This is a genomic window from Nodosilinea nodulosa PCC 7104 (assembly GCF_000309385.1).
GTDB classification, from domain to species: Bacteria; Cyanobacteriota; Cyanobacteriia; order Phormidesmidales; family Phormidesmidaceae; genus Nodosilinea; species Nodosilinea nodulosa.
Genome location: NZ_JH976537.1, coordinates 3005628 through 3025824 on the forward strand (window position 1 = coordinate 3005628; position 20197 = coordinate 3025824).

At 58.0% G+C, this 20197-nt stretch carries 18 protein-coding genes; 5 read left to right on the forward strand and 13 right to left on the reverse strand.

Annotated features, from left to right (window positions below; genetic code table 11):
* Positions 1 to 101 precede the first annotated feature (101 nt).
* Positions 102 to 248 (reverse strand): hypothetical protein, encoded by a 147-nt coding sequence (locus LEPTO7104_RS40125; protein ID WP_017299196.1) that lies wholly within the window; start codon positions 246 to 248, stop codon positions 102 to 104.
* Positions 249 to 480: 232 nt separating this feature from the next.
* On the opposite strand from LEPTO7104_RS40125, the gene LEPTO7104_RS0113930 reads away from it, so the two are divergent.
* The 4 genes from LEPTO7104_RS0113930 (at position 481) to LEPTO7104_RS33825 (ending at position 2157) form a co-directional block, all read left to right on the forward strand.
* Positions 481 to 684 carry a hypothetical protein gene (locus LEPTO7104_RS0113930; RefSeq protein ID WP_026072696.1) on the forward strand — a complete coding sequence of 68 codons (204 nt, stop codon included), beginning with the start codon at positions 481 to 483 and terminating at the stop codon, positions 682 to 684.
* Between the two features lie 193 nt (positions 685 to 877).
* A complete protein-coding gene (locus LEPTO7104_RS0113935; protein ID WP_017299198.1) occupies positions 878 to 1171 on the forward strand; it encodes an RNA recognition motif domain-containing protein in 294 nt (97 codons plus the stop codon).
* A 169-nt stretch (positions 1172 to 1340) separates the two neighbouring features.
* Positions 1341 to 1529, forward strand: a complete 189-nt coding sequence (gene rpsU / locus LEPTO7104_RS0113940; RefSeq protein WP_017299199.1) for a 30S ribosomal protein S21 — start codon at positions 1341 to 1343, stop codon at positions 1527 to 1529.
* Positions 1530 to 1620: 91 nt separating this feature from the next.
* Entirely contained in the window at positions 1621 to 2157 is a 537-nt protein-coding gene (locus LEPTO7104_RS33825; RefSeq protein WP_017299200.1) for a hypothetical protein, read from the forward strand.
* A gap of 32 nt (positions 2158 to 2189) precedes the next feature.
* Here the strand turns inward: LEPTO7104_RS33825 and LEPTO7104_RS33830 are convergent, their stop codons facing one another.
* The 6 genes from LEPTO7104_RS33830 to LEPTO7104_RS0113975 all read right to left on the reverse strand — a co-directional run bounded on the left by LEPTO7104_RS33830 (position 2190) and on the right by LEPTO7104_RS0113975 (position 9138).
* Positions 2190 to 3041: an FkbM family methyltransferase gene (locus LEPTO7104_RS33830; protein WP_017299201.1), complete on the reverse strand. Its 852-nt coding sequence runs from the start codon at positions 3039 to 3041 to the stop codon at positions 2190 to 2192.
* A 187-nt stretch (positions 3042 to 3228) separates the two neighbouring features.
* On the reverse strand, positions 3229 to 4599 hold the full coding sequence (locus LEPTO7104_RS0113955) for an IS4 family transposase (RefSeq protein WP_083886984.1): 1371 nt from the start codon (positions 4597 to 4599) through the stop codon (positions 3229 to 3231).
* Positions 4600 to 4737: 138 nt separating this feature from the next.
* Entirely contained in the window at positions 4738 to 5931 is a 1194-nt protein-coding gene (gene bioF, locus LEPTO7104_RS0113960; protein ID WP_017299202.1) for an 8-amino-7-oxononanoate synthase, read from the reverse strand.
* Between the two features lie 48 nt (positions 5932 to 5979).
* Positions 5980 to 6402 carry a VOC family protein gene (locus tag LEPTO7104_RS0113965; protein WP_017299203.1) on the reverse strand — a complete coding sequence of 141 codons (423 nt, stop codon included), beginning with the start codon at positions 6400 to 6402 and terminating at the stop codon, positions 5980 to 5982.
* Between the two features lie 27 nt (positions 6403 to 6429).
* Complete coding sequence (gene glgB / locus LEPTO7104_RS0113970) at positions 6430 to 8724, reverse strand: 1,4-alpha-glucan branching enzyme (RefSeq protein ID WP_017299204.1); 2295 nt, start codon at positions 8722 to 8724, stop codon at positions 6430 to 6432.
* Between the two features lie 117 nt (positions 8725 to 8841).
* The gene (locus tag LEPTO7104_RS0113975) at positions 8842 to 9138 is read right to left on the reverse strand and encodes a hypothetical protein (RefSeq protein ID WP_017299205.1); all 297 of its coding nucleotides are present in this window, start codon (positions 9136 to 9138) and stop codon (positions 8842 to 8844) included.
* Positions 9139 to 9275: 137 nt separating this feature from the next.
* Here LEPTO7104_RS0113975 and LEPTO7104_RS0113980 point away from each other — a divergent pair, with 137 nt between their 5' ends.
* A complete protein-coding gene (locus LEPTO7104_RS0113980) occupies positions 9276 to 9998 on the forward strand; it encodes a pre-peptidase C-terminal domain-containing protein (RefSeq protein WP_155523637.1) in 723 nt (240 codons plus the stop codon).
* Between the two features lie 201 nt (positions 9999 to 10199).
* Here LEPTO7104_RS0113980 and LEPTO7104_RS0113985 read toward each other — a convergent pair whose 3' ends face one another.
* The 6 genes from LEPTO7104_RS0113985 to LEPTO7104_RS0114015 all read right to left on the reverse strand — a co-directional run bounded on the left by LEPTO7104_RS0113985 (position 10200) and on the right by LEPTO7104_RS0114015 (position 20070).
* Positions 10200 to 10961, reverse strand: coding sequence for a phycobilisome rod-core linker polypeptide (locus LEPTO7104_RS0113985; protein WP_017299207.1), 762 nt, complete (start codon positions 10959 to 10961; stop codon positions 10200 to 10202).
* 156 nt (positions 10962 to 11117) lie between these two features.
* Complete coding sequence (fumC, locus tag LEPTO7104_RS0113990) at positions 11118 to 12518, reverse strand: class II fumarate hydratase (RefSeq protein ID WP_017299208.1); 1401 nt, start codon at positions 12516 to 12518, stop codon at positions 11118 to 11120.
* A 144-nt stretch (positions 12519 to 12662) separates the two neighbouring features.
* Positions 12663 to 13355: a PEP-CTERM sorting domain-containing protein gene (locus LEPTO7104_RS36985; RefSeq protein ID WP_017299209.1), complete on the reverse strand. Its 693-nt coding sequence runs from the start codon at positions 13353 to 13355 to the stop codon at positions 12663 to 12665.
* Positions 13356 to 13547: 192 nt separating this feature from the next.
* Positions 13548 to 14744: a DNA double-strand break repair nuclease NurA gene (locus tag LEPTO7104_RS0114000; RefSeq protein ID WP_017299210.1), complete on the reverse strand. Its 1197-nt coding sequence runs from the start codon at positions 14742 to 14744 to the stop codon at positions 13548 to 13550.
* A 653-nt stretch (positions 14745 to 15397) separates the two neighbouring features.
* Positions 15398 to 16618, reverse strand: a complete 1221-nt coding sequence (locus tag LEPTO7104_RS0114010) for a ferrochelatase (protein ID WP_026072697.1) — start codon at positions 16616 to 16618, stop codon at positions 15398 to 15400.
* Positions 16619 to 16821: 203 nt separating this feature from the next.
* Positions 16822 to 20070: a hybrid sensor histidine kinase/response regulator gene (locus tag LEPTO7104_RS0114015; RefSeq protein WP_017299213.1), complete on the reverse strand. Its 3249-nt coding sequence runs from the start codon at positions 20068 to 20070 to the stop codon at positions 16822 to 16824.
* Positions 20071 to 20197 lie beyond the last annotated feature (127 nt).

A 20197-nucleotide genomic window follows, 5' to 3' on the forward strand; every position in this document is an offset into this window, starting at 1 on the left:
CTCTAGCGACAAACTTCCATTTCTTGCCCTGATGCTACCGGAAAAACCCCTATACAACCTATAGAGGACCGCCCCATCCCTAACTTGTCAAATGATCATGGTCAAGCGATCGCCGCCGTGACCGGAGTCAGCCAGCTGAGCAAGCTAGGGTCTATCCAGTACAGGGCGGCCAAAACTAGCAGCAGCAGCAGCACGCCTCCTAGCAGCCACAGGGGCCAACGGGGCGTTACCTCAGACGGCTGGCTCATGGTTAGGCGCTCCTAGGACCTAAGCGGATTTAAGCCATTTTGAGTTGACTGGCCGTTTTTGGCTACGGGGTAGCGCTTCCCAGGCCGCCTGCCCGCGATAACGCCATCCCAATCACCCCTATGGCAGGGATCAAATTCTCTCCCTATGGAAAAGGCTAGGGTTGTTACAATTTTTAAGGGGTTTTCCGTCTGAGGTGGCCCCAACGCTGAATTACGGGGTTAAACAGAAACAATGGCGGTTAACTGTGCAGTAGATTGTAAAGACGGCTGTGTGCTGGGGAATGACTGTCCCAACCTGAAGTACACCGCCGAAGCCTCAAAATTTATTGCGGACACCTCCCTCGACAAAATGCTCGAAATGGCCGATGAGGCGGTGCGGCGCAAAATGATGGAGCGGGCCTCGCAGCCGCCCAAATGGGTGCTGCCAGAAGACTAGGCTATTCTGCTTGGCAGCGTTGCAATGCTCCTTTAGAGCGACTATGCCAACGCCCGATCAGGGCTACAAGGTATGCCTGTGCTATCGTGTGACAAGCAAGTTGTTAGTAGCATTACCGGCTTGGCATCGTCCTTAGTTGAGTACATCTCCTTATAACTTTCTGCTTTTTCTCTCTCTACTTGGAGATGCGTCCATGTCGATTTACGTAGGCAACCTGGCCTTTAGCGCCACCCAAGACCAGCTCACCGAGGTCTTTGCCGAATACGGTGCCGTTAGCCGGGTGAGCATGCCCACCGATCGCGAAACCGGTCGTCCTCGTGGCTTTGCCTTTGTAGAAATGGAAAGCGAAGCCGACGAAGATGCGGCCATTGAGGCCCTAGATGGGGCAGAATGGATGGGTCGTGACCTCAAGGTCAACAAAGCTCGCCCCCGCGAATCGCGGGGTGGTGGCGGCGGTGGTGGCGGTGGCTGGAATAGCCGTCGCTAGGGCTTTTGCCTTGGTTGGGGTGTTGGCGGCCACCCACTAAAGCATCGAGCCTAAATGCATCGAGTCTTTGCCAGCTGGGTATCGCAGGAGCGATATCCAGCCGTTTTAATCTGACGCTGACGGGCGAAACAGTTGAGCTAGCGTTAGCGAAGTTTTTCAGGAGTAATTAATGGCCCAGGTTGTATTGGGAGAAGACGAAAACATTGAATCGGCCCTGCGGCGCTTTAAGCGCAAGGTTGCTCGGGCCGGGATTTTTTCAGATATGCGAAAAAATCGCCACTTTGAAACCCCGATCGAAAAGCGCAAGCGCAAAACCATCGCCCGCCAAAAACAGCGCCGCTGGGGCTCAAAACGCTGATCTCAAGACGCTGATCAGAGAGCCGGTCCAGCTTCCCTAGCCATCGGCTCCATAGGTTTATTAATGTTGCTCGCATAGGAGAGACCGGCTCATGCTTCCCGACTCAGCACAGCAGGTTTCAAAGCTGCGCGCGCAGTTTTATCGCTCGTTTGCCGACACTCTAGAGACATCGGCCAATATTTCCAGGGAAAAATCCTACGCCAGTACCCTGCCTCGGGTGTCTTGGACAGATGAGCAGGGCCGCTTAAACTATTTGTGCATGTATGCCCACTCGGCCCCAGATGTGCTGCTGCCCGATCGCCCGCTGGTGCTCCGCATCGGCGTCAATTCAGGCGCAGAGCTTGCTGTAGGCTCCAGCCCTGGCCGGGGTAGCCGTCGCTACAACTGGACCTGCCAGTTTTATCTCACCCTGCTCTCCGACGAATTACCCGCCGCTCTACCCTGGATTGTGCAGGCCTTGGGGCAGCCCCAGGGCCTCGATCTGGGGGCTCTCGAGGGGCTGCCTTACACTCTGGAAGGTGCGGCGGGGCCAGTCAATTCCCTCTGGAGCCGTCTGGCGCTGCAGCAGATGGAGCGGCCTCTGGCTAAGGCGATCGCCACCCCCGACTATGTCGCCCTGCTAGGCTAATCACGGCAACTCACGGCCGGGCAACCGGGGCGTCACGGTTTCATCGCGCTGGCGGTGGAGTCGTGGTTTTGCGCTAGGCCGGGGGCATGAAATGTCTCAGAGCAGCTGGCCGTGGAAGAGTTTATAAATAGGGCATTTAGATAGATCACATGGCCATCTTTGGCCTGAATTTGGTCTAAGTTGCCGCTGTAGCAATATCCAATACGGCTCAGGAGTTCAAAAATCTGGTGAAATGTGGCCTGCCCGTTGTAGAGGGGATCTAGGGAAATTTCGACGATGCAGGCCTTGGCCCGGCGAAAGGTCTGCTCGCCGCCCTGAATGACGCGGTCTTCGTAGCCCTGGACATCCAGCTTGATCAGCAGATCGCCGGGCGGTAGGGGGGGCAGTTGGGCGATCGCCGCATCTAGCGGCATTTGCACCACCGCCACGCCCTGCTGCTTGGCCATAATCGGGTACACCGCTTCCCCCAGGGGTGTCGTCGGCAGTACCGACGACGAAGCGCTGAAGTATAAATGCTGCTGCATTTCCACGGTCCCGTGGGTTTCGCCCAGCGCCACTCCGAGCACCTGCACCCGTCCTTGCTGCTGCTGTGCCCAGTGCTTAAGCGGTGCTAAAGCCACGGGCAATGGCTCAAAGGCATAGATCTGGGCGGCGGGAAACAGGCGACTCATCCGTCGCGAAAACTGTCCCTCGTTGGCCCCAATATCTAGAATGGTGCCAATGGGCAGGGCGGCCAATCCCAGCAGACGCCGGTCCCATTCCTTTCCCAACAGCTGGGTGCCCCAGTTAATCAGGCGGTTGCTGATGGCGTAGCCCCGCTGACTCAGGTTGATTCTTTTGAGCGGGTGCGGGGAGGAGGGCGCTGCTGCAAAGAGACGACTCATAGGGCGTTGCGTTGTGGAGTTGAGCGACTGGGGCTGGCTTTTTTAGCAATTTCCCAGCCATAGTATCCCCATACACCCCATCTCTATTAAATCGATCCCCGCAAACCCTCTCCACAAATGCCAGCTCAGAACGCTTGGGATGGTTTATGGGAAGCGCCATAGTAGAATGTCACTGACGTAAGCCCTATCAAGCTACCAGCTTAGCTTTCAGGACTGAGCGGGGTTCCTGCATTCTCGGGAACGGTTTGGGACGACGTTTGACGACTCGGGGTTCTGAACGGTTGGGGCGAAAGGGAACAATCAGCTCTTGCACAGCGCTTAACAAGGCCTGGTAGCCTCGCTGTTGCTGGGATGGAGCGAGATGGAGAAACTCGGGTCGGAAGTGATTAAATTGTTGCCGAGTGCCCTGAAGGGAGAGCCGTAACGCGTCGACCTCAGAGTCGGCAGTCGCCTCCCACATGAGGGTTCGCAGCAGATTGTAGGTCAACAGATGAACCCAAATGCTTTTGGTCACCATAGCGGGCGTTTTGGCGGCAATCATCTCCATAGCTAAGGTGGTCTTGAGATGCCTGAGATTGACTTCGGTGGCCTGCCAGCGGAGGTGATAGAGTTCGGCCAATTTAGCTTTGCGATACCGCTTGGCGTCCATCAGGGTGGTCACCACTACGATGTTGGTCGGTCGAAACCCAGGCGTCTGAATGGAGAGAAAGACTTCGCGTACCTCAATCGACTCGGGTAAGGCTTCAAACTCCTCAGGCGAGAGGGCGTCGGGGCATTGCTTGGGGCGTTGCCACCGGACAATGTGGTCGCCAATCCCAAGCTTTTTGCCACGCCTGAAATCGCAGCGGCGCTGATGGTGCTTGCGAAAAACGGCATCGGCTCCCGTCAGCGCGACCCAGGCCAGATCCACATAGGTGCCATAGGCCGAATCGGCCACCACCACATCCTCTGGGCGCAGGGTCTGGTAAAGTTGGCGGGCTAAGCGCCACTCACTCACCCGAAAAGGAGCCATCGCTACCTCCAAGACCGCTCCCGTAGTCACGCAAAACCACACCTGAAGCTTCAACAGCGGAAAGCCACAGCCCGTCTTCTGATTGCTGTGTTGGGGATACGCCGCTTGATTGGCCTTGGTATCACTCATCAAGACCGTCGTGGCATCAAAGGCCTTGACTCGGCGACCACACCACCGTTGTTCCGGGGATACTTTCCGTTGTAACGCCCTCGTCACTCGCTTTAGTAGGGGTGGGAAAATGGACTCGCTCAGGCGCTTACGCGCTTTACTGTACCCCCCGGTATCGGCTGACGGCGGCTCTAAGCCCGCCAGGCTCATCCAGGCCACCACCCGCTTGACCGCATGGCTGAGACTGCCATCGACATCAAGAACTTGGGAGATCCAACTCCACAGCACTACCATTGGGGTGTAGAGCACTTGGCGATAGGCGATGCCTTGTTCGTCCACTACAGCCTGGACTTCGGCTTCCGGTAGAACCTTGGCAAAGGGTAGACCGATACTGTTTTGGTATTTCTCCTTGAGGACATCCGCACGATTCGGCATCATAGAGACATGGTTTTGGGCTTCGACGCTTCGATCTTTACAGATCAAGCGCTTGAAGCCTTTTCTGCTCTCTTATGTCAGTGCCATTCCGCCATAGTAGCCCGGGTCTGGCACAATTCCACTCAGGATTTTAAGGCTTCCCTACAGCGCCAATATCTCCTCTAGCCCGACCAGCAATTGCTCTAAATGGGGCCGTTGATGGGTAGCCATAAGCGTAATGCGCAGGCGACTGGTCGGTACCGTGGGCGGTCGCACCGCTGCCACCCACAGCCCCATTTCCTGCAACCGCTGACTTGCGGCCACGATCGCCTCAGCCGAAGGCCCCTCCAGGCAGATGATGGGCGATTCTGAGGGGAGCCGCCGCAGCTGTAAAGAGGCCGCTTTAGCGCTGGCCAAGATCCTGTCAAGCTGCTGCCTGAAAATGGTGGCATTGCTCCAGAGGGCTTGGCGGCGCTGGGGTTCTTGTCGCACAACGTGCACCGCCGCCAGGGCCGCCGCCGTATCTGCCGGGGATAGGCCCGTGGTGTAAATCCACCCGGGGGCGCGGTTGCGCAAAAAGTCCGTCAGCGCCGCCGATCCGGCCACGTAGCCGCCCAGGCTGCCCAGGGCTTTGCTAAGGGTGCCTACCGCAATCAAAGGCCGTCCAGCGCAGCCCAGGTGCTCTACAGCACCACTGCCGCGCGCGCCCAGAACCCCCGTGCCGTGGGCCTCATCTACCAGGACCATGGCATCGTAGGCAGCAGCCAAATCGAGAATGTCTGGCAGGGGGCAGAGGTCGCCATCCATGCTGAACACGCTGTCGGTGGCGATCAGGCAGCGGCGGTGGCGATCGCGGTGAATCTCCAGCAGTTCTTTCAGGTGCGCCATATCGCCATGGCGGTAGTCGAGCGCTGTGGCCCCGCTCACGCGGCTGCCGGACCGCAGGCTGGAGTGGTTGTACTCATCGCCTAGCACTAGATCTGGGTTGCCAACCAGGGCGGCGATCGCGCCCAAGTTCGCCAGATAGCCCGAGCTAAAGACGATCGCGTCGTCGGTGCCCTTGAGGGCGGCGATCGCCACCTCCAGCTCCCGGTGCAGCTGGCGGTGCCCGCTGAGCAGCCGCGAGCCGGTGCTGCCGGTGCCGTAGGTCTGAATGGCGGCGATCGCCGCCGCTGCCAGCCTCGAATCGCTGGCCAGCCCCAGGTAGTCATTGCTGGCAAAGTTCACCAGGGTCTGCCCTTGGCGCTGTACCATGGCCCCGGCCATGCCATCGATAGGCTGCACAGAGCGGTAGCGGTGGGCGCGGTGCAGGGCTGTCAACGATTTATCCAGCCACCCGTAGGGATTGGTGCCCATAGTTGTGATGCCGATCGCATTGGTCCTGAGTAGACGCCTTGGGCTCGCTCAACCTGGCGCTGTCCACTGCGGGTTCCACGCCACCTCCCAAAGGTGGCCGTCCGGGTCTTGGAAATAGCCAGCGTAACCACCCCAAAACGTTTCCTGAGCGCCCCTAACCAAGGTTGCACCAGCGGTATTTGCCTGCTCCATGACGGTATCAACCTCTGCTCTGGAGGCCACATTGTGCCCCAGGGTAAACTCCGTTGAGCTGGGTGCGCCCCCAGCTAGTCCAGTGTCGCGGGCAATGCTCTCGCGGGGCCAGAGTGCCAGTCGCAGCCCGGGCTGGAGATCGATGAAGACAACCGCTCCATGCTCAAATTCCTGCCCCACAATCCCGTCTGTTGAAAGACCTAGGCCATCGCGGTAGAAACGCAGCGATCGCTCCAAATCATCCACGCCAAGGGTGATGACAGTGATGCGTGGTTGCATAGGAGGCCTTGATTAGCTAACCCTCAGCTACTGACCCGATAGGGCTTTCTGGGTTTCTTCCGAAGTCAGCTTCAGCACAATGACTCCCAGGGGAGGCAGGGTCAAATCCAGCGAGAAGGGGCGGTTGTGGAAGGCCCAGTCCTCAGACCACTTGCCGCCCAGGTTGCCCATGTTGCTGCCGCCAAAGTCGCGGGCATCGCTGTTGAAGAGTTCCCTGTAGTAGCCCTTCTCGGGCACGCCCACCCGGTAGTGACTGTGGGGCTGGGGCGTAAAGTTGCACACCACCACCACAAAGTCATCGGTGCCCTTATCGCGGCGAATGAACGACACCACGCTGTGGCGGTTGTCGCTGCAATCAATCCACTCAAAGCCCGCCTGGTCGAAGTCCTGGGTAAATAGAGCCGGTTCGCTGCGGTAAAACTCGTTGAGCTTACCCATAAAGTGCTTGAGGCTGGCGTGGGGCTGGTACTGAAGCAGGTGCCATTCCAGGTCGCCCCACACGTTCCATTCGCTCCACTGGCCAAACTCCATGCTCATAAACAGGGTTTTTTTGCCCGGATGCATAAACATGTAGGTGTAGAGGCAGCGCAGGTTGGCGAACTTCTGCCACTCATCCCCCGGCATTTTGCCCAGCATGTTGCTCTTGCCGTGCACCACCTCGTCGTGGGAGAGGGCCAGCATAAAGTTTTCGGTAAAGGCGTACCAAATGCTGAAGGTAACGTTGTTCTGGTGGAACTGCCGGAACCAGGGATCCATGTTGAAGTAGTCCAACATGTCGTGCATCCAGCCCATGTTCCACTTCAGGTTGAAGCCCAGGCCGCCCACGTAGGTAGGCCAGGAGACCATCGGCCAGGCGGTGGATTCTTCTGCGATCGACAGCACCCCGGGAAAGTAGGTAAACAGCACGTGATTCACCTGGCGCAGAAAGTCTGCCGCCTCAATATGCTCACAGCCGCCGTAGTCGTTGGCCACCCACTCGCCGTCTTTGCGGAAGTAGTTAAGGTAGAGCATCGAGGCCACTGCATCGACCCGGATTCCATCGATGTGATACTTTTCAAACCAGAAGATGGCGTTGGCCACTAAGAAGTTGCGCACCTCGTTGCGGCCATAGTTAAACACCAGGGTGCCCCACTCTTTGTGCTCGCCCTTGCGGGGGTCGGCGTGCTCGTAGAGGTGGGTGCCGTCAAAAAAGGCCAGCCCGTGGCCGTCTTTTGGAAAGTGACCCGGTACCCAGTCGACAATTACCCCAATGTCATTTTTGTGACATTGGTCAACGAAATACATAAAGTCCTCAGGGGTGCCGTAGCGAGAGGTAACGGCGTAGTAGCCTGTCACCTGATAGCCCCAGGAACCATCGAAGGGGTGCTCGGCTACGGGCAGCAGCTCAACGTGGGTAAAGCCCAGTTCTTTGGCGTAGGGAATCAGGCGATCGGCCAACTCTCGGTAGGTGAGAAAGCGAGCCCCGGGCTTGAGTTCGGCCACGGTAACGACGGGTTCTTTGGTGCCGTCAGGGCGCAGGGCGGGGCTGGCAGAGGATTCGTGCAGCCACGAGCCCAGATGCAGTTCATAAATAGAAACGGGCTGGGTGAGAGGCTCGGTTTGCCGCCGTTTTTCCATCCACTCCTGGTCTTGCCAGCCGTAGCTGTCCAGGTCGGTGACAATCGAGGCGGTCTTAGGCCGAATCTCTTGCTGAAAACCGTAGGGGTCAGACTTTTCGTAGATGTGGCCGTCGTAGTTTTTAATTTCGTATTTATAGTGGACACCGACTTCCAGACCAGGGATAAACAAATCCCAGATGCCGTTGGAAAGGCGGCGCATCTGGTGCTTACGGCCATCCCAGTAGTTGAAGTCGCCGAGGACCGATGCGTTGCGGGCGTTAGGAGCCCATACCGCAAAGTAAACCCCGCTCACCCCTTCCACTGTGGTGAAATGGGCGCCGAGCTTCTCGTAGATGCGGTGGTGGTTGCCTTCGCTGAACAGGTGAATGTCGAAGTCAGTAATGGCGCGGGTTTTAAAGGCGTAGGGGTCGTAGATGACCTGAACATGGTCGCCGCTGACGTACTTGAGCTGGTAATTGGCCAGATCTTGAACCTCCAGCACACACTCAAAGAAGTGGGGGTTGTGGTTAGACTCCATGGCCACTTCTTTGTGCTCCTCTGGCAGCACCACCCACGCCCGATCGGCTTGGGGCAGGTAGGCTCTTACGGCCCAGACGGTTTGCCCATCCTGCTGCACCATGTGGGGGCCAAGAATCTCAAAGGGGTCGTGGTGCTGGTTCCAGACAATCCGGTCAATCTGCTCAGCGTCAACGGTTGCAGGCATGTTATTAAAGGTCCACGGGGGATATAAACGGGCTGTGTAAATTTGCTATCTGCGGAATAGAGTAACAAAACTTAGCTATTTCCACAGGGAAATTTTTGCATATACGGGCAGTCATGGCTAAGGCAGAAACAGAAGAATTGGCTTGAGAACCCGTCTAAACTCCAGTAGCTGGATGAGCTGAGCAATGTCGGGGTTAACGATAGTGCTGGTGTTGGGATCGCGCAGACGCTCCTGCAGAGCGGCGTAGTCAGCGGCAGAGATCGGCTCGTTGTCAATGGGCGATCGCGCTTCAGTAATAACCTCGGTGCGCAAAACCTCTTCTGGAATCTCGGTGGGGGGCGGCAGCGCCAGCGCAGAGTTACCCAGGGTGGCGATTATCCCTGATCCAATCAGTAGTAGAGGCAGGCGAGGCATAAATGGGGATAACGACTTAGCTTCAGTATTACAATAGCCTGCTGCGTCACCTTGCGAACTCTATCGTAGGCTGGGTCAGCCTGTGCTAGGCTGCATGGCAAGATTTGTGTGTTCGTTATTTCCCTAGGGGAGGTTGCATGGGTTTTTTGAGGCTGTTTTCTGGGGGAAGACTGTTGTCTGCCGGACTGCTGACGCCGTTGACCCTAGTAGGTCTGCTGGCTGGTGCCTCGTCTGCTCAGACTGATCCCGTCCTGCAAGAGACGGGCACTATCTATCCGGCCCAGGCCACCTACACCTTTGATGGCACCACTGGGCAGTCCGTCACCATTACCTTGGATAGCGAAGATTTTGACCCGGTGCTGTCGCTGCTGGGCCCTGACGAGGCCGAAATTGCCACTAATGACGACTTTGGCGGCACCCTGAATTCTAAAATCATTGTTGAATTGCCCGCCAGCGGCTCCTATACGGTGGTTGCCAAGTCCTTTTCGGGGCAGGGGGGCGACTACGATCTCGTCGTGCGTGCCTCCACTGAGTTTGAGATGGCCTACGCCGGGGCTGAGGCTCTAGCTATGGCAGAAGACTACCCAGGCGCGATCGCTGCCTACACCAAGGCGATCGAAATCGACCCCGATCAGTCGTCGGCCTATCTGGGCCGTGCCCAGGCCGTGCTAGGGCAGGTCTATGTCGAGCAGGGTGATGCTATCCAGGCGCCAGAGGATATCCCCCTGGAAGCGCGTGAGTCGGTGATTGCTGACTTTGAGAAGGCGGCTGATCTACTGGAGGCTAGCGGCTCTGAGGACTGGGCTACTTCACTGCGGGAGCAGATAGAGGTGCTGCGCGGCGCTGGTAACTCAAATTAATCTGGCAACTTTTCCGGATCAGGTGTCGTCTGAGCAGAAAAGGTGAATGGTAGATGCACCCTGATAAGTCCCACTGGCGATCGCCAGGGGATTTTTTTTGTCTAGGGGCCGACGGGCCGGCACGGCAAAAAAGAGGATGCAGGCGATCGCCTACATCCTCAAGGTGTTCTAGAAATTTAACCGAATGGTGCTGAGGCCTGACTAGCTAGGCACTTTGCGGTAGGGCACAGCGTTGGCGATGTTGATATCGCTGGTGGAGACCCGAGCGGGGGCCGCACCAGTAGCCCCAATGCTGCGGGCCATGCCCAAGAAGCCTTGGGGGTTGCCAGCGGTAATCTTTTTCTCTTGGGGTACATACCGCTTGACCTGAGACTGCCACACAATCTGCGGAAAGCCCAGCTGATTGCGGTGGTAGGCGTCGTAGCGGGGGTTCTTGATGTGGATAGGACGCTCGCCTTCGGGGCGACCGGGCAGCACGCGGCGCTTCTGGTAAGGCACCGTGTTAAAGCCAAAGCTGCTGAGGTACTCCTCGCTGTCGAGAAGCTCATCCACCAGGCCTTGGACGCCCTTGTTGGCCACTACGATGGACCAGGCAATTTTTTCGCGATCGCTGTATACGTCGCGGCCCAGAATTTTTTGAACGCAGTGTTCAACAAACTTGTAGTTGCTGTTCTTCTCGTAGAAGCTGTTGTAGAACGTGGGCGACAGGGCCAGGCCACGAATAAAGTCGCGTACGGTGATTTGGCCGTTACGCAGCTGCGACTCCAGAAAGATCTGGCGATCGCACTTAAAGGCGTGGAAGAACATCTGCCGATAGGCTGCCTCAATCAGCGCATCCATATCGCTGGTGTCGTACAGATCATCGGTCGAGAAAAACCTGGGCTGCTCGTCGCCACCGATTTCGTAAGCAGAAACACGCTGGTTTTGGCTGGACGGGGAATAGTTTAGTAACGGAAGAGACACGTTTGAATCTCCAGAATCTTAGGAAAATTTACAAACTTTAAGGATGATCATACGGGAATGGCTGCCGCGAACCTGAGCAACCTGAGTAAATCAACATAGTCCTTAACAATCCCCAGGAGTGGGCCCCAGGAGTGGGCGCTGAAGCGGCGGCTAGGCCTAGGGCTGGGTCATGCGGCGGGGGTCGATAAGCATATCAAACTCCGCTTCAGACACATAGCCCAAGGTCAGGGCCGCCTGCCTGAGGGTGAGATCGTGCTCAAAGGCGTGGTGGGCAATCTGAGAGGCCTTGTCGTAGCCAATGGCCGGGCTGAGGGCGGTAACCAGCATCAGCGACTGCTGCACGTACTGATCGATCTTTTTGCGGTTGGGGGTCATGCCTACCACCATGAACTCCGTGAAGTTGCGGCAGCTATCGGCCATCAGCCGGGCCGATTGCAGCAGGTTAAAGATCATCATCGGCTTGTAGACATTCATATCCAGGTAGCCGCTGGCTCCGGCAAAGGCCACCGCCGCGTCGTACCCCATCACCTGTACAGCCACCATGGCTAGAGCCTCGCACTGGGTGGGGTTGACCTTGCCCGGCATAATCGATGACCCCGGCTCGTTTTCAGGCAGATTCAGCTCTGCAAAACCGGCGCGGGGACCACAGCCCAGCAGGCGAATGTCGTTGGCAATTTTGTAGAGTGAGACCGCCAGGGTTTTGAGCACGCCGCTGGCCATCACGATCGCGTCGTGGGACCCCATCACCGTGAACTTGTTGGGGGCGCTGACAAAGGGGAGTTCGGTAATCGTTGCAATGTGATTGGCGGCGGCTTCGGCAAATCCTGGTCCGGCATTGAGTCCGGTTCCCAACGCTGTGCCACCCAACGCCAGTTCGTATAGCCCCGGCAGTGCGCTATCAATCCGCTTAAGGCTGTCATTGAGCATGCCCACGTAGCCAGAAAATTCTTGGCCCAGAGTGAGGGGAACGGCGTCTTGCAGGTGGGTGCGGCCAATTTTGACAATATCGGCCCAGGCCTGGGCTTTTTCGTCTAGCGCATCGCGCAGTTGGGTGACGGCAGGCCGCAGCTGCTGAACGAGGACCTGGGCGGCCGCAATGTGCATCGCTGTGGGAAAGACATCGTTAGACGACTGCGACATGTTGACGTGGTCGTTGGGATGAATGGGGGTCTTGCTGCCGATCGCCCCGCCTGCGATCTCAATGGCGCGGTTGGCGATCACCTCGTTGACGTTCATGTTGCACTGGGTGCCGCTGCCGGTCATCCACACGTGCAAAGGAAAGTGGTCGTCGAGCCGGCCCGCAATGACCTCATCGGCGGCTTGCACAATTAGCTTGGCTTTCTCCTCGGGCAGCTTGCCGAGGTCTACATTGGCCAGGGTAGAGGCTTTTTTGGCGATCGCGATCGCCCGCACCACTTCCAGGGGCATTTTGTCCTGGCCGATGGAAAAGTAGCGGATCGATCGCTGGGTTTGCGCGCCCCAGTAGCGATTGCTGGGCACGGCGATCGCCCCCATGCTGTCGGTTTCCTGGCGGGTTTGCGGTTGTGACTCGGCCATCGTGTCTATTCCCCAGAGCGGCTCCCTCCGATTCAACCACAAGCCAGCGGCTCAGAGCCAAGCAGTCTATACAAAAAAGCTCCGAAGACGAGGGTGCCTCCAGAGCTTGTGGTTGCTGTCAGGGTATGGGGTATGGACGACGTTCTAGATGCGCTTCTTGCGCGCTAGGCCCACGGCGCTCAGGCCGACCAGCACCAGGGCGGCGCTGGAGGCAGGCTCGGGCACGCTGGTTTTGGGCTCTTCTGGGGTGAGACCGCCCTTGACCATAAAGATGGACGCGTGGGACAGATCTTTTTGGTCGAAGGTGGCCCAGGAGCCGCCCAGGGTGTTGGTGTTTCCGTCCACATAGTAGGCCGTGTAGGCGTTGCCAGCCTTGAGGCTGATCACAAAGGGAGTGGTAACCGCCTGGTCCAGGCTCCAGGAACCTGCACCTTTGCCGGTTTGCACCCAGCTAAAGCCCAGGTCTTGAGATGCAACTCCAGAACTTTCGGGCAGAAAGGACAGCTGACCGCTGTCGTACTTGCCGCCAGAAACCCAGTTGTCGGTGCCGAGGGTGCTGTTGAGAAAACTGGTTAGATCAGCGCTAACGCTGCTGGTGAAGTCGTTGCCCGACATGGTTAAACACTGGCTGTAGCTCAGCGACGACCCCCCGGCCAGGGGGTTGCTGGTCACCGAGCCGCTGGCGCAGGTGAGGGGCGCGGCTGGCTGGCTGGTTTGACCGCCGCCAGAGCTACCCTTTCCACCACCCTTGTCAGATTTTGCCATGGCCGCTGGGGTAATGAGCCCTAGCAGGCCGGTTAGCACCAGGGCAGAACCAAGAATCGTAAATGCTTTCATGCAGGGCAAATCCTCCTTAAGTAGGCACTGTGAGCAGCAGCCATAGACGAAAGGGGGCGTTGCGTCTGATGGTCTCTCCGAGACGGATATGGGTTTTTGGGTGTACTTTCCTACTTAAACACCCTCCGTAAATGATGGCGTAGGGCAAATTACGGAGTTTTCGGCTGGTTTACAGAGGCTTTATGGTATGCCCTAGCGGCGGCGCTGTTTGCTGACCATTTTGCGCGACAGCCGCAGGTTGATGGCTTCGCGATCGGCCCAGTCTTGCAGCACCCGCAAAAAGAGGTGCTTGTCCTGGCCTTGCAGCACGGCGGTTTGGTCGGCGGTTTCGATGCTGTAGGGGTAGCCGCCGCCGACAATCACTTCGCCGCGCACCCAGTTGAGGTATTGGGTTATGTGGCCGCTTTCCCACATCCAGCGGGGCATTTCCAGGCGCACAGGGTAGCCGTCGCGGGTGGTTTTGAGGTAGGTGAAGGCGATCTGGTCGCCGTAGCCCTCGTACTGGTCGAGAACGCCGCCGCGATCGCACTGAAAGACCGCCGTGCGATCGCCCCAATCCATCAGCCGGGCCAGCAGTTGGGCATCGTGAATGCCTTCCGTGGCCTCTAGCCCGTAGGCATGGTGCAGCATGCCGGTCAGATCGTGGGCGTAGGAAGTATCGACATAGCCAATTAGAGGAACACGGCGGCGATCGCTGGCCTCTAGCAGCGAGAGAATTGACTGCACGTAGGCGGTTTGACTCTCCTGATCAAAGGCTTCGGCGAAGGTGACTACCAGAGCGCCGTCAAAAAAGACCAGGGTGCGATCGGGTTCCCGGCAGGTGTTGATGTACTCCACCAGCCGCGCCACCTCCATCTGAAAGCGACGAATATTGACCCGTCGCTCCACGGGCTGAGCCGGGTTTGGCCCCAGTTCCTTGGGCGTCATCAGGTCGACGCGCACATCTTTTTTGTAGGCACGCTCAGCGCTGTGGGGGTTCTCGAACCAGCCAATTTGAATTAGCGCGATCGGGATAGAGATATCTTTGCCTGGGGAAATTTGGGAGCCATCGACCGCAAAGGTGGTGACGTTTGCCAAAATGGTTTGCACCCACTGGGCGCTCTGCTCGCGGTTAGTCCAGCGATCGCCCACCGGACCAGATTCAGCAAAAAAGAACGGCACAATCCCTTTCTCGGGCGCCTGCTCAGGCGTCAGGGCTTCCAGGGGGCGTGCCCCAGCGGAGTTGGAGTGGGGCAGTAGAGCCAGCTGTTGAGCCTGGGAGAGCAGAGCAAAGTCGATCCAGGCGCGGTTGTAGGCGTGCAGTAGCTCAAACTTAGCTCGGCTAAAGGAGCTAAACGCCTCTCGCTTTTGGTCAAGTAGAGCTTTAATCTGGCCTGAACTCACTGGCATAGCCCGTCCATTGTTTAGAACACCTGTATTAACCGGTGATTCTAGCGGCTTTGCCGTAGCTTGTCACCACTTACCCACCGTCAGAATGGCAGATGGGCAGGAGGATGGTGAGGTATTTAGCGATCGTGCCAGCGCAGATTTTGTCCACAGCAAACGTTTGCTGTGGGCTATGGAATGCTATGCCATAGCTAGGCATCTTTTGCCTATTGGTGCGTCTGCCGTTGCTGGCCCTCGAGATGCTGAAGTTCAGTAGCATCACCATGTTGAGGGCGCTGGGCACTGGGCAGCCTAGAGATATAGCAACTAATCCCAACCCCTGACATGATCTTACAACTTTACCTGTTGGCCTCATTGATGGTGTTTTTGCTCGCCATCGGCCCGTTTTTTCGCGATCCGTCCAATCCTAGCCGCCGTCTGAGCAGCTGGGCATTTCTGGGCTTAGCTGTGGTGTGTAGCCCCCTCACCCTGCCCAATATGCTAAGAAGGCGGATGGCAAAGTCAACGCTCATCCGCCTTCATTAACTCAATTGTGGCCTCGGTTTAGACTGGGCCACAACCCCCTTACGGCTCACCTGAATTAACTGCTGCGCCCTTCGAGTACAGCAACAGTTTCAGTCGGTGAATGCCATCTCACCCGATCGCCAGCAGGCAGCTTAGTGGTGATGATGGCCGTGATCGTGGGCGTGCCCGTGATCGTGAGAATGCCCGTGGCCCGACAGGTGGTGATCGTGGGTGTGGCCGTGGTGGCTGTGTACTGCGGCCGCCTGGGATGCGGCTAGGGAGGGGTTGATGGCCAAGGCATCTTCTTCGAGCAGATCGGCAATGTGCTTGTCGGCCCAGGTGGCCGCCATCGCTAAGAAGGCCGGGTCGTCGTTGACGCAGGGCATTTGCACGTAGGTAACGTCGGGGCGCTTGCGGCGCAGCCCTTCAATAATGTGCTCGACATCGAGCAGGGTTTCGTGGTTTTCGGTGGCAAAGCCGATGGGCATAAACACCAGGGCGGTGGCCCCCAGGTCGATCAGGTTGCGGGCAGCGAGATCGGCGTTGGGCTGGGTCCACTTGATCAGTGGGGTGTCGTGGTTGAGCCAGCCGACGGAGATCAGCGGATATTTGTGGATCAGCCTGTCTCGCACTTTGTCGTAGAGTTTTTGGCTTTCGTCAATGCCGGAGGTAAAGCCCTTGGCCTCGTGGGGGCAGCCGTGGTTCATCAGCACGATGCCGGTTTGCGACGGCAGGTGGGCAACGGCCAGGTGGTTCTTGATTTTGTCTTCGACCATTGAGGCCAGGTAGTCGATATAGTCCGGCGCGTCGAAGAAGGAGGGAATGTAGCGAGTACCTTTTATCCAGTGCTCGGTGCCGTCGGATAGCTTGGCCAGCGCATCGTTGACCTGCTCGATCGCGATGCCGCTGGTAAAAATAGAGTCGACCACCAGCAGGGGATAGATCAGCAGCTTGTCGTAGCCTTCGGCCTTGACCTGCTCTAGCACCTGGTCGGGGAGGAAGGGCTTGCAGAAGTTGAAGGCTTTGAAGACCTTGACGCGATCGCCCCAGCGCTCCTTTAGATTGGCTTCAATACCAGCCCGCTGGGCTTCAAAGATAGCGTTGTGGGGAGAAATAAAGTTGCCGTGCTGGTGGCTCCACTCGTGCAGGTCAAAGGCGGCTAGCAGCTTGGCCAGGGGTGGATAAACCCAGGTGGGAACAGGGGCGAACTTGGCCGTGAGCAGATTTAGGGCCTGCTCGTTGTAGTTGGCAAAGTCTTCGTAGCTCTCGACTTCGCCGTAACCCATTAACAGTACCGCTACCCGGCTGTCGCCAGAGGATGAGGGATGGGAGTGAGATGCAGACGTTTGAATAACGTCGGGAGTTGCAACCATGGTGCCTGCTCTTTTGAAATGTTATTTTCTACAGGCTAACATCCCCCCTAGGGGGATAACATTAACAAAACCAGCAGGTTGGTGTAGGGCTATCAACCAGTTTAGCTAAGGTAACCTGCTCAAGAATGCTACTGAGGCAGGCGGCAGGGGATTATCCTCCCCCAGGGAGATTTTTTTGATTTGGAGCGCGCTCGCCTGGCAGTCTATTGACATATTGCGGCTTCGGTACGGATTGCTGCGCGAATTGCACCTAAGAACTCCTGCTCTAGGTAGGGTTTAGAAAAGTAGCCATTGGCCCCCAACTGCATGGCTAGCCAGCGGTGTTTGTCGTTGCTGCGAGAGGTCAGCATCAGCGTAGGGATTTGCGCCAGAGCCGGTTCTTGACGGCGAGCGGTGAGAAATTCAAAGCCATTCATGTTGGGCATTTCAATATCGCAGACAATCAGCCCGACGGTGGGGTTTTGCTCAAGCTGCCCTAGGGCCTCCTGACCGTCGCGGGCTTGCAACACGCGGTAGCCAGCCCGCTCCAGGGAGAAAGCCAAAGTGCGGCGGGAGGTAACGGCATCGTCTACTACCAGCACCGTGGTAGCGGTGGGCTGGGTGACCTGGGGAGAGTGGTGGAGGGGATGCTCCAGAGGGTTTTCTGAACCTGCGGCCGCAGGACGGCTGAGCAGGTTGTCTAAAAAGGCCTGGCCATCGATCACCGGAATGACGCTGCCATCGCCTAGCACCGTGCAGCCGTAGGCGTAGGAGGGTGGGCTGAGGGCCACGCCAAAGGGTTTAATCACCGATTCTTGCTCAGTGACCAGGCGATCGACCTGAATCGCGAAGAAGCGATGGTCTGATGCTGCTCCCGGAGAGCGATCGCCTCGCGCCAAAATGAGAACGGGCGCTTCCCAATCGGCGGGGGCGGGGACCGCTGCTAGTACCTGGCTAAAAGGCAGTTCGGGCCGCAGACAGCGGTAGGAGAGCAACCGGCCTAGCCTGTACACCGGCAAACGCTGGTCGCGCCAGGTGAGCCAGGCCTGGGTGGGGGATTGTTCGAGCTGGTCTGATTGGGGCACCAAAATTTCGGTAATGCTGTCGCTGCGAAAGGCAATCGGGGTGGAGCCTGCAAAGCCAATTAGCAGGTTGACGATGCTCAGGGTCATGGGCAGTGAGAGGGTGAAGCGAGTGCCCGCCCCTGGCACAGACTGTACTGTGACAGTACCCTTGAGCCGCTGAATTTGGTCTTGCACAATGTCTAGGCCAACCCCCCGCCCGGAGAGATCGCTGACCTGATTGGCGGTCGAAAAACCTGGCTCAAATAGGTAGCGGTAGAGTTGTTCAGCGGTGGCTGCACCAGCCTCTGCCGCCGACAGCCAGCCTAAGTCGACTAGCCGCTGGCCCACGCGCGCCAGATCGATGCCCCGGCCATTGTCGCTGACCTCAATGTCGATCTGGCGGCCCCGATAGCGAGCCCCGATGGCAATTTGGCCTACCTCCGGTTTGCCCTGGCGCGATCGCTCTTCAGGATGTTCTAGGCCGTGGTCAAAGCCATTGCGCAATAGGTGCAGCAGTGAGTCATAGAGCTTTTCGAGCACGGCTTTGTCCATCAGCAGGGCCGTGCCTTCCAGGGATAGCTCAGCGGGCTTGCCGTAGGTGTGGGATAGATCGCGCAGCACCCGGGGCAGGCGATTGAGGACCTGCCCGAGGGGAACCATGCGGGCATACATCAGGTCGTCTTGCACCTGGAAGAGCATTTTGCGGTGCTGCCCTAGCAACTGGTCGGTCTGACGATTAAAAAGAATGATGTCAGCGGCGGCTTCTTCCAGCTGCACCATCTCCTCCAACAGGGTTTGAGTGTGGGTGTAGAGGGCCGTGTAGGTGTCCATTTCTAGGGAATCAAAACCAGAGCTAGGGGGCGTCTGCCGCTGCGACTGAGTCAGGATGTACCCATCGATACCTGGCGCCTGGGGCTGGCGCTGGGGGGCAATCAAAATTTGGTCTGACAGTTCCTGGAGCTGCTCTACGGTAGCCCGCACGCGATCGAAGCGGTTGACCAGTTCTCTCAGACCCAGGCGGGTTTGGTCGGTTTGCAAGGCAAGACCGTTGCGATTGATGATCAGTTCACCGAGCTGGTTTTCGAGACGGGCCAGGCGCTGGGTATTGACCCGTACCGTGAGGCCGATGGGGAGGGGATCGGCGGGGGGGAGGAGGGATGGGGGAGATGGGGGAGATGGGGGAGGTGGGGGAGATGGGGGGTGCGCCTGGGGGTGGTTCTCTGCCAGGAGAGCTGGGGCCGGGGCGTTTTCATCTGCTGCTGGAACTGGCTCACCATGGCCAAATATGGTTTCAATGGAGATGGCCGGTTGTGGCGTAGGGGAAAGCCCGCTGGTGCTGGCTGACTTTGAAGATTTGGGGATAGACGGGCCAGGCACAGACGGGCTGGGGTGGATGGACTCTACTGCTGGGCCAGTCAGTTCGGTGGCCGTTGGCGGCTGGTCCTGGGTTAGCCAAGCTAGGGCATCGGCTTCTGAGGGCAGGTCTTGATCCCAGTCGCTGTCTGCCCAGGGTTGATCGAGATCCCCAAAAACCGATGCTAAGAATTGCTCTGAGGCAGATTCTAGGGGGAGTGCTGGACTTGGTTGGAGGGAGGGTTTGCTGGGTGATAGCGAACCTTCGGTGGCCGCTGCCAGGGCTTGCAGAGCTGCCGAGGGCGCACCGCCAGTGGTGGATCTACTGGTTAAGACAGCCTCTCGACCCTGGCTAAAATCTGCGATCGCCAGCCGGGTAATCTCTACTGCCTGGTCTGGGCTGGTGGTCAGTGCCTTCAGGGTCGTCTCGGCTATCTGGGCAAACCCCGATAGATCGAGCAGTTCGGCAAAGCCCATGAAGATTTCGGCCTGGGCTCGCAGCTCTCCAGCGACCTCGTGGGCCTGGGGATGTTCTAACACTTTGGCCAAGCGGTTTAGCCCCTGCTGCACGTCAATTTCGAAAATAGATTTGGCCATGTCAAACCCCAGGTCAGAGGAGCTGGGGATGAAGTTTTCGGTTGCGGCCATGGCGCTGGACAGGATCTGCTCCAGGCCTGATAAAACGGGTTCTGCCCTAGCCAGCGCCTGGTCGCCGTCAAATCTTCCCTCAGCGAGCTGCTGGGTCAGGGGCAGCTGCAGGCAGTCAAAGGCGCACAGCAGCTGCCGTTCTAGCTCGCTATCGATGACGACGGTGTCACTGTAGAGGGCTTTGAACAGGGCTTCGAGCCGGTGGGCGATCGCTTTAATTGGCTCCAGGCCAACGCTGGCTGCCCCACCCTTGAGGGAGTGGGTGGCTCGCATGATCTGGTGAATCTCAGCGATGTCTCGCTGCTGACCCAGGCTCAACAGTCCCGACTCGATGGTTTGCAGCAGCTCCGGGGCCTCTTCTAGAAAGAATTGGTAGGCGTGGTCGCGGATGTGGGGTTCGGTAGCCATGGGGAGAGGGGGAGATGGGGAGAGGGGGAGAGGGGGAGAGGGGGAGATGGAGAGATGGGGAAGGTGAAGAACATTTGAGGGGTGGGGATGGCGAGAATAACTGGTGGATTTGGCTGTTTACTTCCTC

Bases quoted from the DNA above. Each gene is read 5' to 3' on its own strand.
- LEPTO7104_RS33830 (WP_017299201.1), bottom strand. From the start codon at position 3,041: ATGAGTCGTCTCTTTGCAGCAGCGCCCTCCTCCCCGCACCCGCTCAAA.
- LEPTO7104_RS0113980 (WP_155523637.1), top strand. From the start codon at position 9,276: ATGGGTTTTTTGAGGCTGTTTTCTGGGGGAAGACTGTTGTCTGCCGGA.
- LEPTO7104_RS0113930 (WP_026072696.1), top strand. From the start codon at position 481: ATGGCGGTTAACTGTGCAGTAGATTGTAAAGACGGCTGTGTGCTGGGG.
- bioF (WP_017299202.1), bottom strand. From the start codon at position 5,931: ATGGGCACCAATCCCTACGGGTGGCTGGATAAATCGTTGACAGCCCTG.
- LEPTO7104_RS0113935 (WP_017299198.1), top strand. From the start codon at position 878: ATGTCGATTTACGTAGGCAACCTGGCCTTTAGCGCCACCCAAGACCAG.
- LEPTO7104_RS0114000 (WP_017299210.1), bottom strand. From the start codon at position 14,744: ATGCCAGTGAGTTCAGGCCAGATTAAAGCTCTACTTGACCAAAAGCGA.
- LEPTO7104_RS0114015 (WP_017299213.1), bottom strand. From the start codon at position 20,070: ATGGCTACCGAACCCCACATCCGCGACCACGCCTACCAATTCTTTCTA.
- LEPTO7104_RS0114010 (WP_026072697.1), bottom strand. From the start codon at position 16,618: ATGGTTGCAACTCCCGACGTTATTCAAACGTCTGCATCTCACTCCCAT.
- LEPTO7104_RS0113955 (WP_083886984.1), bottom strand. From the start codon at position 4,599: ATGATGCCGAATCGTGCGGATGTCCTCAAGGAGAAATACCAAAACAGT.
- LEPTO7104_RS40125 (WP_017299196.1), bottom strand. From the start codon at position 248: ATGAGCCAGCCGTCTGAGGTAACGCCCCGTTGGCCCCTGTGGCTGCTA.
- LEPTO7104_RS33825 (WP_017299200.1), top strand. From the start codon at position 1,621: ATGCTTCCCGACTCAGCACAGCAGGTTTCAAAGCTGCGCGCGCAGTTT.
- rpsU (WP_017299199.1), top strand. From the start codon at position 1,341: ATGGCCCAGGTTGTATTGGGAGAAGACGAAAACATTGAATCGGCCCTG.
- LEPTO7104_RS36985 (WP_017299209.1), bottom strand. From the start codon at position 13,355: ATGAAAGCATTTACGATTCTTGGTTCTGCCCTGGTGCTAACCGGCCTG.
- LEPTO7104_RS0113965 (WP_017299203.1), bottom strand. From the start codon at position 6,402: ATGCAACCACGCATCACTGTCATCACCCTTGGCGTGGATGATTTGGAG.
- glgB (WP_017299204.1), bottom strand. From the start codon at position 8,724: ATGCCTGCAACCGTTGACGCTGAGCAGATTGACCGGATTGTCTGGAAC.
- LEPTO7104_RS0113975 (WP_017299205.1), bottom strand. From the start codon at position 9,138: ATGCCTCGCCTGCCTCTACTACTGATTGGATCAGGGATAATCGCCACC.
- fumC (WP_017299208.1), bottom strand. From the start codon at position 12,518: ATGGCCGAGTCACAACCGCAAACCCGCCAGGAAACCGACAGCATGGGG.